The 15,463-nt window shown below is 33.8% G+C and carries 11 protein-coding genes; all 11 read left to right on the top strand.

From position 1 onward, the window contains the following. Window positions 1-88: 88 nt before the first annotated feature. Window positions 89-703, top strand: a complete 615-nt coding sequence (locus KA824_RS07865; RefSeq protein WP_107383723.1) for a DivIVA domain-containing protein — start codon at window positions 89-91, stop codon at window positions 701-703. 239 nt (window positions 704-942) lie between these two features. Continuing rightward, on the top strand, window positions 943-3,693 hold the full coding sequence (gene ileS / locus KA824_RS07860; RefSeq protein WP_210133254.1) for an isoleucine--tRNA ligase: 2,751 nt from the start codon (window positions 943-945) through the stop codon (window positions 3,691-3,693). Between the two features lie 314 nt (window positions 3,694-4,007). After that, a complete protein-coding gene (locus tag KA824_RS07855; protein ID WP_107383725.1) occupies window positions 4,008-4,802 on the top strand; it encodes a VOC family protein in 795 nt (264 codons plus the stop codon). Between the two features lie 136 nt (window positions 4,803-4,938). Further along, on the top strand, window positions 4,939-5,415 hold the full coding sequence (gene lspA, locus KA824_RS07850; protein WP_019469324.1) for a signal peptidase II: 477 nt from the start codon (window positions 4,939-4,941) through the stop codon (window positions 5,413-5,415). A 12-nt stretch (window positions 5,416-5,427) separates the two neighbouring features. After that, window positions 5,428-6,345 (top strand): RluA family pseudouridine synthase, encoded by a 918-nt coding sequence (locus KA824_RS07845; RefSeq protein WP_107383726.1) that lies wholly within the window; start codon window positions 5,428-5,430, stop codon window positions 6,343-6,345. 426 nt (window positions 6,346-6,771) lie between these two features. Next, complete coding sequence (gene pyrR, locus KA824_RS07840) at window positions 6,772-7,299, top strand: bifunctional pyr operon transcriptional regulator/uracil phosphoribosyltransferase PyrR (protein ID WP_107383727.1); 528 nt, start codon at window positions 6,772-6,774, stop codon at window positions 7,297-7,299. A gap of 303 nt (window positions 7,300-7,602) precedes the next feature. After that, the gene (locus tag KA824_RS07835) at window positions 7,603-8,910 is read left to right on the top strand and encodes a uracil-xanthine permease family protein (protein WP_107383728.1); all 1,308 of its coding nucleotides are present in this window, start codon (window positions 7,603-7,605) and stop codon (window positions 8,908-8,910) included. A gap of 31 nt (window positions 8,911-8,941) precedes the next feature. Further along, a complete protein-coding gene (locus tag KA824_RS07830) occupies window positions 8,942-9,856 on the top strand; it encodes an aspartate carbamoyltransferase catalytic subunit (RefSeq protein WP_107383729.1) in 915 nt (304 codons plus the stop codon). Further along, the gene (locus KA824_RS07825) at window positions 9,840-11,114 is read left to right on the top strand and encodes a dihydroorotase (RefSeq protein ID WP_107383730.1); all 1,275 of its coding nucleotides are present in this window, start codon (window positions 9,840-9,842) and stop codon (window positions 11,112-11,114) included. The genes KA824_RS07830 and KA824_RS07825 overlap by 17 nt, the downstream gene beginning before the upstream one ends. Beyond that, window positions 11,114-12,214, top strand: coding sequence for a carbamoyl phosphate synthase small subunit (locus tag KA824_RS07820; RefSeq protein ID WP_107383731.1), 1,101 nt, complete (start codon window positions 11,114-11,116; stop codon window positions 12,212-12,214). Before KA824_RS07825 ends, KA824_RS07820 begins: the two co-directional genes overlap by 1 nt. After that, on the top strand, window positions 12,207-15,380 hold the full coding sequence (carB, locus tag KA824_RS07815) for a carbamoyl-phosphate synthase large subunit (RefSeq protein WP_107383732.1): 3,174 nt from the start codon (window positions 12,207-12,209) through the stop codon (window positions 15,378-15,380). The genes KA824_RS07820 and carB overlap by 8 nt, the downstream gene beginning before the upstream one ends. Window positions 15,381-15,463 lie beyond the last annotated feature (83 nt).

Raw genomic sequence — 15,463 nt, 5'->3', positions numbered from 1 at the left:
TTAGCATTGATACTATATAAAATAAATTTTATTTCTGATATTTAATGAAATAACAAAATAGTGTATGATAAAAGGAGGATAATGACGCATGGCTTTTACACCAAGTGAAATAAAAAACAAATCATTTACTCGTGTTAAAACGGGTTTTGAACCAACTGAAGTTGAAAGTTATCTAGAACAACTCAGTAATGAAATTGAACGTTTAAAAGAAGATAAAGCACAATTAGAAAAAGTTGTTGAAGATAAAGAAACGAATATTCAATCTTATAAAGATGTGCATCAATCAGTGAGCGATGCATTAGTTCAAGCGAAACAAGCTGGAGAAGAAACGAAAGCAGCAGCAAATAAAGATGCAGAGGCAACAATTGCAAAAGCGAAAAGTGAAGCAGATCGTATTGTCAATGATGCAGTTGAAAAAGCTCGTCGACTTTCTTTCCAAACAGAAGATATGAAACGTCAGTCTAAAATATTTAGATCTCGTTTCCGTATGTTAGTAGAAGCACAGTTAGATTTACTCAAAAATGATGATTGGGATTATTTATTGAATTATGACCTTGATTCTGAACAAGTAACGCAAGAGAACATTAATCATTTAAATGAAAATGAATTAACTGAAGAAGAAAAAGCGATGAAAGCAAAAGCTGAAGCAGATAGTGCAGCAGAAGCGGATGCAGAAGCAACAGATAATGAGAATAAACAATAAACAACAGACGCGTAAGAAACAGTCGATATATTCAAGCGAGTTAGGGATAGTGCGAGCCTAATATATATTTGTTTCTTATATCACTGTCGTTTTAATTGAATAACATGCAATGAGAGAACTCTAAGTTGAGTTAATCAGGGTGGTAACGCGGTAAATATCGTCCCTGTTAATTGAACTTAGAGTTCTTTTTATTGTTAGATACTAGACAAGTCAGAATATTGTAATAAGGAGTGTAGGAAATGGATTACAAAGATACGTTATTAATGCCAAAAACGAATTTTCCAATGCGTGGAGGATTACCAAATAAAGAACCAAAGATTCAAGAAGAATGGGATGCTAATGATATTTATCAAAAAGCATTAGAAAAAAACAAAGATAATGAACATTACATTTTACATGATGGTCCACCATATGCAAATGGTAATTTACATATGGGACATGCGTTAAATAAAATTTTGAAGGATTTTATTACGCGTTATAAAACAATGCAAGGTTTCTATACACCATATGTTCCAGGTTGGGATACACATGGATTACCAATTGAACAAGCACTTACTAAAAAAGGTGTTAAGCGTAAAGAATTATCAATTGCTGAGTTTAGAAGAAAATGTGAAGCATTTGCGTTAGAGCAAATTGAAAATCAAAAAAAAGATTTTAAACGCCTTGGTGTTAAAGGAGATTTTGCTAATCCATATATAACTTTAAAACCAGAATATGAAGCTGCTCAAATTCGTTTGTTTGGTGAAATGGCTGATAAAGGACTTATTTATAAAGGTAAAAAACCAGTTTATTGGTCACCATCTAGTGAATCTTCATTAGCTGAAGCAGAAATTGAATATCAAGATAAGCGTTCGCCATCTATTTATGTCGCATTTGATGTTAAAGATAGTAAAGGTATTGTTGCTGAAGATGCAAAATTCGTTATTTGGACTACTACGCCTTGGACATTACCATCTAATGTTGCAATCACAGTACATCCAGATTTAGTTTATGGTCAATATAATGTGAACGGTGACAAATACATCATCGGCAAAGACTTAGTAGCTAATGTTGCTGAAGCATTAGAATGGGACGAAGATGCCATTGAACTAGAAAAAGAATTCAAAGGTAGTGACTTAGAATACATCGAAACACAACATCCATTTGCTGATCGTGTGTCACTAGTGATTAATGGATTACATGTTACAACAGATGCTGGTACAGGGTGTGTTCATACGGCTCCTGGACACGGGGAAGATGACTTTATTGTAGGCCAAAAATATAACTTGCCTGTTATCAGCCCTGTAGATGATAAAGGCGTATTTACAGAAGAAGCTGGCCAATTTGAAGGTATGTTCTACGATAAAGCCAATAAAGAAATTACAGATTTATTAAAAGAGAATGGTTCATTATTGAAATTAGAATTCATGACACATAGTTACCCACATGACTGGCGTACTAAGAAACCTGTTATTTTCCGTGCAACTCCACAATGGTTTGCTTCTATTGATAAAGTACGTCAAGATATTTTAGATGCAATCGAAAATACACACTTTAAGGTTGATTGGGGTAGAACTCGTATTTACAACATGGTAAGAGACCGTGGCGAATGGGTTATTTCACGTCAACGTGTCTGGGGCGTGCCATTACCAGTATTTTATGCGGAAAACGGCGACATTATTATGACTAAAGAAACTGTTAATCATGTTGCAGATTTATTCCAAGAACATGGTTCAAATGTGTGGTTTGAGCGAGAAGCTAAAGATTTATTACCTGACGGATTCACACATCCAAGCAGTCCGAATGGTGTATTTACAAAAGAAACAGATATCATGGATGTTTGGTTCGATTCAGGATCATCACATCGTGGTGTATTAGAAGAGCGTCCAGAATTATCTTATCCTGCTGATTTATATTTAGAAGGTAGTGACCAGTACCGTGGTTGGTTTAACTCCTCAATTACAACATCTGTTGCTACAAGAGGTATTTCACCATATAAAATGTTACTTTCACATGGATTCGTAATGGACGGCGAAGGTAAAAAAATGAGTAAATCATTAGGCAATGTCATCGTACCTGATCAAATAGTAAAACAAAAAGGTGCAGATATTGCACGTCTTTGGGTAAGTAGTATTGATTATTTATCAGATGTGCGTATTTCAGATGAAATTTTAAAACAAACTTCTGACGTATATCGTAAAATTAGAAATACATTAAGATTTATGTTGGGTAATTTAAATGATTATAATCCGTCAACAGATGCAGTCCCAGAATCTGATTTATTAGAAGTAGATAAATATTTATTAAATAGATTACGTGAATTTACTGCGAACACATTAGATAATTATGATAACTATGATTATTTAGATATATATCAAGAATTACAAAATTTCATTAACGTTGAACTAAGTAATTTCTATTTAGATTATGGTAAAGACATCTTATATATAGAAGAGCAAAATGCACATAAACGTCGTAGTATGCAAACTGTGTTATACCAAATTGTAGTAGACATGACGAAACTATTAGCGCCTATTCTTGCACATACGTCTGAAGAAGTATGGTCACATATTCCACATGTAGAGGAAGAAAGTGTGCATTTATCACGCATGCCTGAACGTGTCGCTGTTGATGCTGAATTCATGGAAAAATGGAATACTTTTATGAAATTACGTGACGATGTGAACCGAGCTTTAGAAGTTGCACGTAATGAAAAAGTAATTGGAAAATCATTAGAAGCCAAAGTAGTAATCGGTAGTAATGATAACTTTGATGCAACTACGTTTTTACAACAATTTTCTGATTTACAACAACTATTCATTACTTCACAAGCAGAGGTAGTTGATAAAGTTGAAAATGGAGAAGCATATCAATACGGTGATATCCACATTGAACATGCTCACGGAGAAAAATGTGAACGTTGTTGGAATTATAGTGAAACATTAGGTTCTGTAGGCGAACTAGATAACTTATGCCCACGTTGTCAAGCAGTTGTTAAAACACTTGTTTAAATATTTATAAATGAAAATGCAGGAGCATGGCAATAACTGTATTAACAAAATATTCCACAGTTTTGTTCCAACATATTTGAATTGAATCAAGTTAAATTCGGTATGTATTTTAAACATTACAACAACTTTCGACTAATATTTTTGAATAACCTGAGACATCGTTGTGATGTCCCAGGTTTTCTTTTCTCTAATATAAAAAACTTAAGCGAGTTATTTAGCAAATCCAATTTTTAAATTAAAATGAGCATATTGAAATTTAAAATTGAACAATTCATATATAATGAATGCAATAAGTAATTAGAAAGGTGTTAAATATGTTCCATAACGAAAGTGCGCATTTTGTAAATGGCATTATATTAAATGTGAGAGACAAAGATGAAATGAAAAAATTTTATGGAGACATAATTGGATTAAATGTAGTGAATGAATCATATTCTACGATTCAATATGAGATTGGAAATCTAAATCACTTCATGACACTTAATCAAATAAATATAGGAAGAGAACCACTTGTTTCAGAAGCAGGTTTATTTCACTTAGCTATTAAATTACCAACAAAAACAGATTTAGCAGACCTACTTGTACAATTAAGTGAATATAAAATACCAATCAACGGTGGAGAACATGATATTTCAACTTCATTATATTTAGAAGATACTGAAGGAAATGGCTTAGAGTTTTATGTAGACAATCCAATTGATGAATGGTCTATTGAAAATGAAAAAGCAGTTTTAGAAACAAAACCATTAAATGTACCTAAATTATTAACATATGTCTCAGATGAGAAATGGCAAGGCATTCCTGATGACAGTATTATCGGATATATTAATTTAAAAACAATTCGGTTAAATAGAGTTAAACAATATTATAAAAATTACTTTGGTTTGGTACCATCTTCTGTAGAAACAGAGAGTGCAGTATATTTGGCTTCAAATGGTTATCATCAGCATCTTGTAGTGAATAATTGGCTATCAAGTGTTAAACGCATAGAAAATCATAAAACTTATGGTCTAGCATGCGTAGATTTTCACTTTCCAGAAACAACACATAAATTATTGACTGGTCCCGACGGAATTCAGTTTAGATTTAATTATTATTCTGTACTTTAAAATAATGTCTATTTGAATAATGTTTCAAAAAAATAACTTAATATTTGAACTGTAACTTTTTTTATAAGTTTGATTAGGATATAATGAGAGTTGTTGTAAAAATCGACCGCACGTAGAATAAATAGGAGGTACAGACATGAAACGTCAGTACTATATTGGTACTTCTATATTTATAACAATTGTTATACTTATATTAGATCAAATCACAAAATTTATAATAACTAAAACAATGCAAATTGGTGACTCATTTGAAGTAATCCCTAATTTTTTGAGCATCACTTCACATAGAAATAATGGTGCAGCATGGGGGATTTTAAGTGGAAAAATGGCTTTTTTCTATATCATAACTGTCATTATTCTAATTATACTCATTGTCTTTTTTATAAAAGAAGCGAAGCATAATTTATTGATGCAAATTGCTATAAGTTTATTGTTTGCTGGTGCTTTAGGTAACTTTATTGACCGTGTATTAAACGGTGAAGTTGTAGACTTTGTTGATACTTATATATTTAGTTATAATTTTCCAATATTTAACGTAGCTGATTCTAGTTTAACTATAGGCGTCGTTTTAGTAATAATCGCTTTGTTAAGGGATATGAGGACAGAAGAATAGGAGAGATAGTGTATGGAGTTTCATGAGTTTAACATAGAAGACCCAGCTAACGCAGGACAACGAATAGATAAACTTTTGCCTGAGTTTAATGCTGAATGGTCACGTACTCAAATGCAAGATTGGATTAAAGAAGGTTTAGTTAAAGTCAATGATAAAGTGATAAAATCCAATTATAAAACTAAGCTAAATGATAAAATTGTAGTAACTGAAAAAGAAATTGTTGAGGCAGATATTAAGCCAGAAAATCTTAATCTAAATTTTTATTATGAAGATGATGATGTCGCAATTGTTTATAAACCTAAGGGTATGGTAGTACATCCTTCTGCAGGTCATTATACAGGTACATTAGTAAATGGTTTAATGTATCAAATGAAAGACTTATCTGGTATAAATGGTGAAATACGTCCGGGAATTGTACATCGTATTGATAAAGATACTTCAGGTTTATTAATGATTGCGAAAAACGATATTGCACATCGTAGTTTAGTTGAACAATTGATAGATAAATCAGTCACGCGTAAATACATTGCATTAGTACATGGTAACATTCCACATGATTATGGTACTGTTGATGCACCTATTGGTCGAAATAAAAATGACCGTCAATCTATGGCTGTAGTCGATGATGGTAAAGACGCAATCACTCACTTTAATGTATTAGAACATTTTAATAAGTATACTTTAATAGAATGTCAGTTAGAAACAGGTCGTACCCACCAAATTCGTGTGCATATGAAATATATTGGTTATCCATTAGTAGGAGATCCAAAATATGGTCAGAAGAAAACATTAGATATTGGTGGTCAAGCATTGCATGCGGCAGTAATTGGTTTTGAACATCCAGTTACACAAGCTTACATTGAAAAGACTTCACCTTTACCAGATGATTTTGAACAACTTTTAAATGATATTCGTAAATCTGATAATTAATAAGGCTAAGTTATATGACAAATTGAAAGTCATACCATGATATTTGAATTGAAGCGATTGCTTTTACAAATCGAACTATATTCTAATATAGACTTGCAACGACATGTTATTCATGATAATATAATGACAGTTTAATAAAGAACGAACGTCTTTAATTGAAAGTCCAGAGAGGCTTCGAAGACATGTAATGAAAATAGAATATACAAACAAAGCATTTTAGTCACAAAAATAGCTAAAAGCCATCGTAGTTTTATAGTAAACGCGATAAAAATCGTAATCACAGACACAAAATGGGTTATGATGGAGAAATCATCTGAAATTCAGAAATGTCTCTGCTTTTTGTTTGTAATATTTTATTATGCAACCTCATGTCTTCTGAAGATGTGAGGTTTTTTTATATCATTAAGATTAAGGTAGGTGCCCAAAATGTCAGAACGAGTGATTATGGATGAAGCAGCAATACAAAGAACAGTGACACGTATTGCACATGAAATCTTAGAATATAATAAAGGTACTGATGATTTAATTTTGTTAGGCATTAAAACAAGAGGGGCATTTTTAGCGCGACGAATACAACAAAAAATCGAACAAATTGAAGAAATCACTGTTCCAACAGGTACCATTGATATTACACAATTTAGAGATGATTTGGAACAGACAATAGATCAAGCTGCAGAACAAACGTATGAAATTGATGTCAATATAACAAATCAAGTCGTAATTATAGTGGATGATGTTTTATATACTGGACGCACAGTTAGAGCATCACTTGATGCAGTACTTCAATATGCAAGACCTAGAAAAATAGGGCTAGCAACACTTATCGATCGCGGTCATAGAGAACTGCCGATACGCGCAGACTTTGTTGGTAAAAACATACCTACTGCTAGAGAAGAAGCTGTCTCAGTTTTTCTTAGTGAAATAGATAATAGAAATGCAGTTGTAATTGAATAAATCAACACCTTTTAATTCAGTACGAGAGACTGAAAAAGGGAAGAGAATCATGTGGAAGTCAAAATGAAGTTTCAAAGCAACCACATTTCAAAATATAGTTATATTATATAAAACATATACTATAGATTCTCTCCATATCATCTAATCTTAATTTAAGCCTAGTATTCAAATAACAAACCTTACGCTTTAAGCAGTAATTTTGTTTGAATGAGCTAAATTTTGATTTGAGGATTGATACTTTTTAAGTCTCTTTACATGAAAACAATGTAAAGAGACTTTTTTTATGAGAGGAAGCGGAAAGTCATGGAAAATGAAACAATGTTTGAACGGACAGCTAAACCAGTATTAGATGTACGAGATAAACCTAAATTAGGACAATGGGCATTTTTAAGCACCCAGCATTTATTTGCAATGTTTGGATCGACTGTTCTCGTACCTTTTTTAACTGGATTACCCATATCATCTGCCTTACTAGCATCAGGCATAGGGACATTATTGTATATACTAATTACAAAAGCGAAAATACCAGCATATTTAGGTTCAAGTTTCGCATTTATCACACCAATCATAACTGGATTGAATTCACATGGCTTAGGTGACATGTTAGTGGCATTGTTTATGAGCGGTGTAATGTATGTGCTCATCGGATTAGCTATTAGATTAAGTGGAACAGGGTGGCTTATGCACTTACTCCCTCCTGTAGTTGTCGGACCTGTCATTATGGTGATTGGTTTGAGTCTGGCACCTACTGCGGTTAACATGGCAATGTTTGAAAATTCAGGGGATATGAAGGGTTATAACTTAAGTTATTTAATAGTAGCAATGATTACATTGCTTGTAACGATTATGGTTCAAGGATACTTTAAAGGTTTCTTGTCGCTTATACCTGTATTAATAGGCATTATAACGGGTTACATTGTTTCAATTTTTATGGGACTTGTTAACTTTAAACCTGTAGCCGAAGCAAAATGGCTTCAGTTTCCAGAGGTGTACCTGCCGTTTAAAGATTACACGCCATCATTTCATCTAGGTTTGGTGCTCGTTTTAATACCAATCGTTTTTGTTACGGTAAGTGAGCATATTGGACATCAAATGGTGATTAACAAAATCGTGGGACGAAATTTCTTTAAAGATCCAGGATTAGATAAATCCATTATTGGTGACGGTGTGTCAACAATGTTTGCAAGTATTATAGGTGGTCCTCCAAGTACAACTTACGGAGAAAACATCGGCGTATTAGCTATCACAAAAATTTATAGTATATATGTGATTGGAGGTGCTGCAGTCATAGCTATAATATTAGGATTTGTAGGCAAATTCACAGCATTGGTTTCATCTATACCAACACCTGTTATGGGAGGTGTATCGATATTACTTTTTGGAATTATTGCAGCAAGTGGTCTGAGAATGCTTGTAGAAAGTGAGGTTGATTTTGCAAGTAACCGAAATCTTGTCATTGCATCAGTCATACTAGTAATAGGTATTGGCAACCTCGTCTTCAACTTAAATGGGATAGGTATTAATTTAGAAATTGAAGGTATGGCATTAGCAGCACTAGCTGGTATTCTACTAAACTTAATTTTACCGCAAGAGATTGAAACAAATAGATAAATGTGTATTTCATTATTAGGAGGCTGAAAAAATGGATAATTTACTATCAATGGAACATCTAACTACAAATGAGATTTATGAACTAATCGAAATTGCGAGTGGTATTAAAAACGGATCGTTTAAACCACATAATTATGAAGACAAGTTTGTAGCAAATTTATTTTTTGAAAATTCTACGCGTACGAAAAGTAGCTTTTTAGTGGCAGAGCAAAAATTAGGATTAAAATTGATTGATTTTGAGACGAGCACGTCTTCAGTTCAAAAAGGTGAGAGTTTATACGATACGTGTAAAACATTAGAACAAGTAGGCGCAGATGTTTTAGTAATTAGACATTCAGATACAACATACTATAATGATTTAAATTCACTGAAGTTACCGATTATCAATGCAGGTGATGGAAGTGGACAGCATCCAACACAAAGTTTATTAGACCTTATGACAATATATGAAGAGTATGACACATTTAAAGATTTAAATATTTTAATATGTGGAGATATAAAAAACTCCCGTGTAGCGAGAAGTAACTTCCAAAGTCTAACAGCACTCGGTGCAAATGTTATGTTCTCGAGTCCTGAAGCGTGGAGAGATGACACTTTAGCAGCACCCTATGTTGATATAGATAAAGTGATAGATGATATAGACATTGTCATGTTACTTAGAGTACAGCACGAAAGACATGGAGATGAAGAAACATCAAATTTTGAAAATCAAAATTATCACGAAAACTTTGGTTTGACGAAAGATCGCTATAATCGATTGAAATCATCAGCAATCGTTATGCATCCAGCACCTGTCAATCGCGGTGTTGAAATTGATGATTGTTTAGTTGAAGCAGAAAAATCGCGCATCTTTAAACAGATGGAAAATGGCATGTATACACGAATGGCTGTCATTGAGTATATATTACAAACAAAGGAGGCAGAAATAAATGAAATTGCTAACTAATGCGAAAATCTTAGAAAATGGTGAACTTAAAACCACTTCTATCTTAATAGAAGGTAAAAATATAAAAAAAATTGCGTCAGATATAGAGGTAGATACCGATGTTGAAATCGTTGATTTAAAGGGGGATTTTGTTGCTCCAGGTTTAGTTGATGTACATGTACATTTAAGAGAACCAGGTGGTGAACATAAAGAAACAATTGCAACAGGGACTCAAGCAGCTGCAAGAGGAGGATTTACAACAGTTTGTCCAATGCCAAACACACGCCCTGTACCTGACTCTGTTGAATATTTAGAGCGTTTAAACAAATTAATCGAAGAAAATGCACAAGTTAGAGTTTTACCATACAGTGCAATCACGGTTAGACAAGCAGGTAATGAACACGTTGATTTCGAAGCTTTAGCAAAGTTAGGCACATTTGCCTTTACTGATGATGGCGTAGGTGTACAACAAGCAAATATGATGTATGAAGCCATGCAACAAGCAGCAAAAGTAAATAAAGCAGTAGTTGCGCATTGTGAAGATAATAGTTTGATATATGGTGGTGCTATGCATGAAGGGGAACGTAGTAAAGCTTTAGGCATACCGGGTATACCTAATATTTGTGAAGCGGTACAAATTGCGAGAGATGTTCTGTTAGCTGAAGCAGCAGGGGCACATTACCATGTGTGTCATGTATCTACAAAAGAAAGTGTACGAGCTATAAGAGATGCTAAAAAAGCAGGTATTCATGTAACAGCAGAAGTGACACCACATCATTTATTATTAACTGAAGAGGATGTGCCTGGCGATGATGCAATCTATAAAATGAATCCTCCTTTAAGAAGTAAAGAAGATCGAGCAGCGCTAATCGAAGGATTGTTAGATGGGACAATAGATTGCATTGCTACAGACCATGCACCACATGCGAAAGAAGAAAAAGCACAGCCGATGACAAAAGCACCTTTTGGCATCGTTGGCAGTGAAACAGCATTTCCATTATTGTATACAAACTTTGTGAAAAATGGTGATTGGTCATTGCAACAATTGGTTGACTATTTAACAATCAAGCCATCTCAAATATTTGATTTACCTTATGGAAGATTAGAAGAAGGTGGTTTGGCTGACCTTACTGTCATTAATCTAGAAGAAGAGAAAGAGATTAGGTCAGAAGATTTTGCATCTAAAGGAACCAATACACCTTTTATAGGCGAAAAAGTATTCGGTACTCCAGTATTAACATTGGTAGAAGGTGAAGTTAAATTTAAGGAGGAAAAGTAATGTTGCAAAAACGCTATTTAGTTTTAGAAGATGGAACATATTATGAAGGTTATCCATTGGGTTCAGATCATTTGACGAAAGGTGAAATAGTATTCAATACTGCTATGACTGGATATCAAGAAACGATATCAGATCCATCATACACAGGACAAATTATTACATTTACTTATCCATTGATAGGAAACTATGGAATTAATCGAGATGATTTTGAATCATTGATACCAACATTGAGTGGTGTTGTTGTTAAAGAAGCGAGCACTTATCCGAGTCATTTTCGCATGCAAAAAACATTCCACGAAGTGTTAAAAGACTATGATATACCAGGTATTTCTGGCGTGGATACACGTAGTATTACTCGAAAAATTAGAAACTATGGCGTTTTAAAAGCAGCTTTTACAGATAATAAGGCAGATATTCCGCAATTGTTAGAAGAGTTGAAGGTCATTGAATTACCTAGAGATGAAGTGAAAACAGTGTCTACTAAGACACCATATGTGTCTACTGGCTATGACTTAAGTGTTGTATTAGTAGATTTTGGTAAAAAACAAAATATTGTAAGGGAACTTAATTTACGTGGTTGTAATGTTACAGTTGTGCCTTATGATTCCACGGCAGAAGAAATTATTAGAATGTCACCAGATGGTGTGATGTTATCAAATGGGCCTGGTGATCCAGAAGAAGTCAAAGTTGCAATTAATATGATTAATGGTATTTTAGGAAAAATTCCTTTCTTTGGCATTTGCTTAGGTCATCAATTATTTGCACTTTCACAAGGAGCTACATCGTTTAAAATGAAATTTGGACATAGAGGTGCAAATCATCCTGTGAAAGATTTAAAAACTGGAAAAATAGCATTAACAAGCCAAAATCATGGTTATGCAATTGATAAAGATTCATTAGTTAATACACCATTAGAAATAACACATGTAGCGATTAATGACGGTACAGTTGAAGGGTTAAGACACCAATCATTACCTGCATTTTCAGTTCAATATCATCCTGAAGCAAATCCTGGACCGACAGATTCAAATTATTTGTTTGATGAATTTATTAAAATGATGCATGACTTTAAAGAAAAGGAGCTTTTGACAAATGCCTAAACGTAACGATATTAAAACAATTTTAGTTATAGGATCTGGACCGATTATTATAGGTCAAGCTGCAGAGTTTGATTATGCAGGTACGCAAGCATGCTTAGCATTACGAGAAGAAGGTTATCGTGTTATATTAGTAAATTCAAATCCAGCGACGATCATGACGGATAATGAGATTGCTGACAAAGTCTATATTGAACCTTTAACGCATGACTTTATTGCACGCATTATTCGTAAAGAACAACCTGATGCTTTACTACCAACTTTAGGTGGCCAAACAGGGCTTAATATGGCGATTCAATTACATGATAGCGGCGTATTAGAAGCGAACAATGTACAATTACTTGGTACAAAACTAGCGTCTATTCAACAAGCGGAAGATAGAGAATTATTCAGAGATTTAATGAATGAGCTAGATGTTCCCGTTCCAGAAAGTGATATCGTAAATACTTTAGAACAGGCGTTTGAATTTAAAGAAGTGGTAGGATATCCATTAATTGTGAGACCTGCTTTCACTATGGGAGGTACTGGCGGTGGCATTTGCCATAATGATGAAGAATTCAGACAAGTGGTAACGAATGGCTTACATTACAGTCCTGCAACACAATGTTTAATAGAAAAATCAATCGCAGGTTTTAAAGAGATTGAATATGAAGTGATGCGAGATAAAAATGATAATGCCATTGTTGTTTGTAACATGGAGAATATAGATCCAGTCGGTATACATACAGGGGATTCGATTGTAGTAGCACCTAGTCAAACTTTATCAGATGTTGAATATCAAATGTTACGTGATGTGTCGTTAAAAGTGATTCGTGCTTTAGGCATTGAAGGTGGCTGTAATGTACAACTGGCATTAGACCCACACTCAATGAAATATTATATTATTGAAGTGAATCCACGTGTTTCACGTTCATCAGCTTTAGCTTCAAAGGCTACAGGCTATCCGATTGCAAAATTAGCTGCCAAAATAGCGATAGGTTTATCTTTAGATGAAATGCTGAATCCAATAACTAAAACGTCTTATGCTGCATTTGAACCTACGTTGGACTATGTTATAACAAAAATTCCACGTTTTCCGTTTGATAAGTTTGAAAAGGGTGAACGTGTGCTAGGTACACAAATGAAAGCAACTGGTGAGGTAATGGCGATTGGTCGAACATATGAAGAGTCATTATTGAAAGCGATTCGTTCACTTGAATATGGTGTACATCATTTAGGCTTACCAAATGGTGAAACATATGATTTAGATTATATAAAAGCGCGTATACAAGACCAAGATGATGAGCGTTTATTCTTTATAGGAGAAGCTATTAGACGAGGTACATCTTTAGAAGAAATACACGAAATGACTAAGATTGATTATTTCTTCTTAAATAAATTCCTACACATCATTGATATAGAGCATGATTTAAAAGAACACAAAGGGGATATAGACTATTTAAAATTTGCTAAGAGTTATGGTTTTAGTGATCGAATTATCGCACATCGTTTTGATATGTCAGAATCTGAAATTTATAATTTAAGAAAACAACATAATATTTCACCAGTATATAAAATGGTAGATACTTGTGCTGCAGAATTTGAATCAGCTACACCATATTACTATGGCACATATGAACAAGAAAATGAGTCAATCGTCACTGAAAAAGAGAAAATATTAGTTTTAGGTTCAGGACCAATTAGAATCGGCCAAGGTGTAGAATTTGATTACGCAACTGTGCATGCTGTTTGGGCAATTCAGCAAGCTGGTTATGAAGCCATTATCGTCAATAATAATCCTGAAACAGTGTCTACAGACTTCTCAATTTCAGACAAATTATATTTTGAACCACTAACAGAAGAAGATGTAATGAATATTATAAATATTGAACAACCAAAAGGTGTAGTAGTTCAGTTTGGTGGTCAAACTGCGATTAATTTAGCAGATAAAATTGAAAAGTATGGCGTGAAAATTTTAGGTACATCACTTGAAGATCTGAACCGTGCTGAAGATCGTAAAGAATTTGAGGCGCTGTTACATAAGATTGATGTGCCTCAACCTAACGGTAAAACAGCAACTTCAGCTGAAGAAGCGCTCAAAAATGCACGTGCAATCGGTTATCCTGTAGTAGTTAGACCATCATATGTATTAGGTGGACGTGCTATGGAAATCGTATATAACGATGAAGAGTTAACCAATTATATGAACCAAGCAGTGAAAGCGAGTCCGGATCATCCTGTATTAGTTGATAGATATCTCACAGGTAAAGAAATAGAAGTCGATGCTATCTCAGATGGTGAAACGGTAATTATACCTGGGATTATGGAACATATTGAACGCGCTGGTGTTCATTCAGGTGATTCGATTGCAGTATATCCTCCACAAACCTTGACACAAGAAGAGCTTAAAACACTAGAAGATTATACAATTCGCTTAGCGAAAGGCCTAAATATCATAGGTTTAATCAATATACAATTTGTCATTGCACATGATGGTGTATATGTTTTAGAAGTGAACCCTCGTGCGAGTCGTACAGTTCCTTTCTTAAGTAAAATTACGCATATACAAATGGCACAGTTGGCCATGCGTGCAATTATAGGTGAGCAACTTACAGATTTAGGATATCGCGAAGGTGTTCAACCATATAGTGAAGGTGTCTTTGTCAAAGCACCGGTATTTAGTTTTAATAAATTGAAAAATGTAGATATCACATTAGGACCTGAAATGAAGTCAACTGGAGAAGTCATGGGCAAAGATTCAACTATGGAAAAGGCTTTATATAAAGGTTTGACAGCAAGTGGTATGGAAGTTAAAGATTATGGCACGGTATTGATGACTGTAAGTGATAAAGACAAAGATGAAATTGTGAATATCGCAGCTCGTTTAAATGAAGTCGGTTATAAAATATTAGCTACTGAAGGTACTGCTAAAAAATTAGAAAATAACCATATAACTGCAGAAACTGTAGGGAAAATTGGCGGAGAAGACGATTTATTATCACGTATACAAACGAATGATGTGCAAATTGTGATTAATACAATGACAAAAGGAAAAGAAGTTGAACGTGATGGTTTCCAAATTAGACGTGCCTCTGTAGAAAATGGTGTACCTTGTCTAACTTCATTAGATACAGCGGAAGCATTAACATCGGTTATAGAAAGTATGACTTTTACAATGAAAAATATGTAAAATTTAGTTTCCAATGTTAAGAAAACTAAAACAATTGTTTATGTTTAAGTGAAAATTATGAAATTGGCAGTAGATGGCTAGGA

The sequence above is a fragment of the Staphylococcus sp. GDY8P198P genome (assembly GCF_017891615.1).
GTDB lineage: Bacteria > Bacillota > Bacilli > Staphylococcales > Staphylococcaceae > Staphylococcus > Staphylococcus cohnii.
The sequence above is the reverse complement of the archived record's forward strand: the minus strand, read 5'-3'. Positions and strand labels throughout refer to the sequence as shown.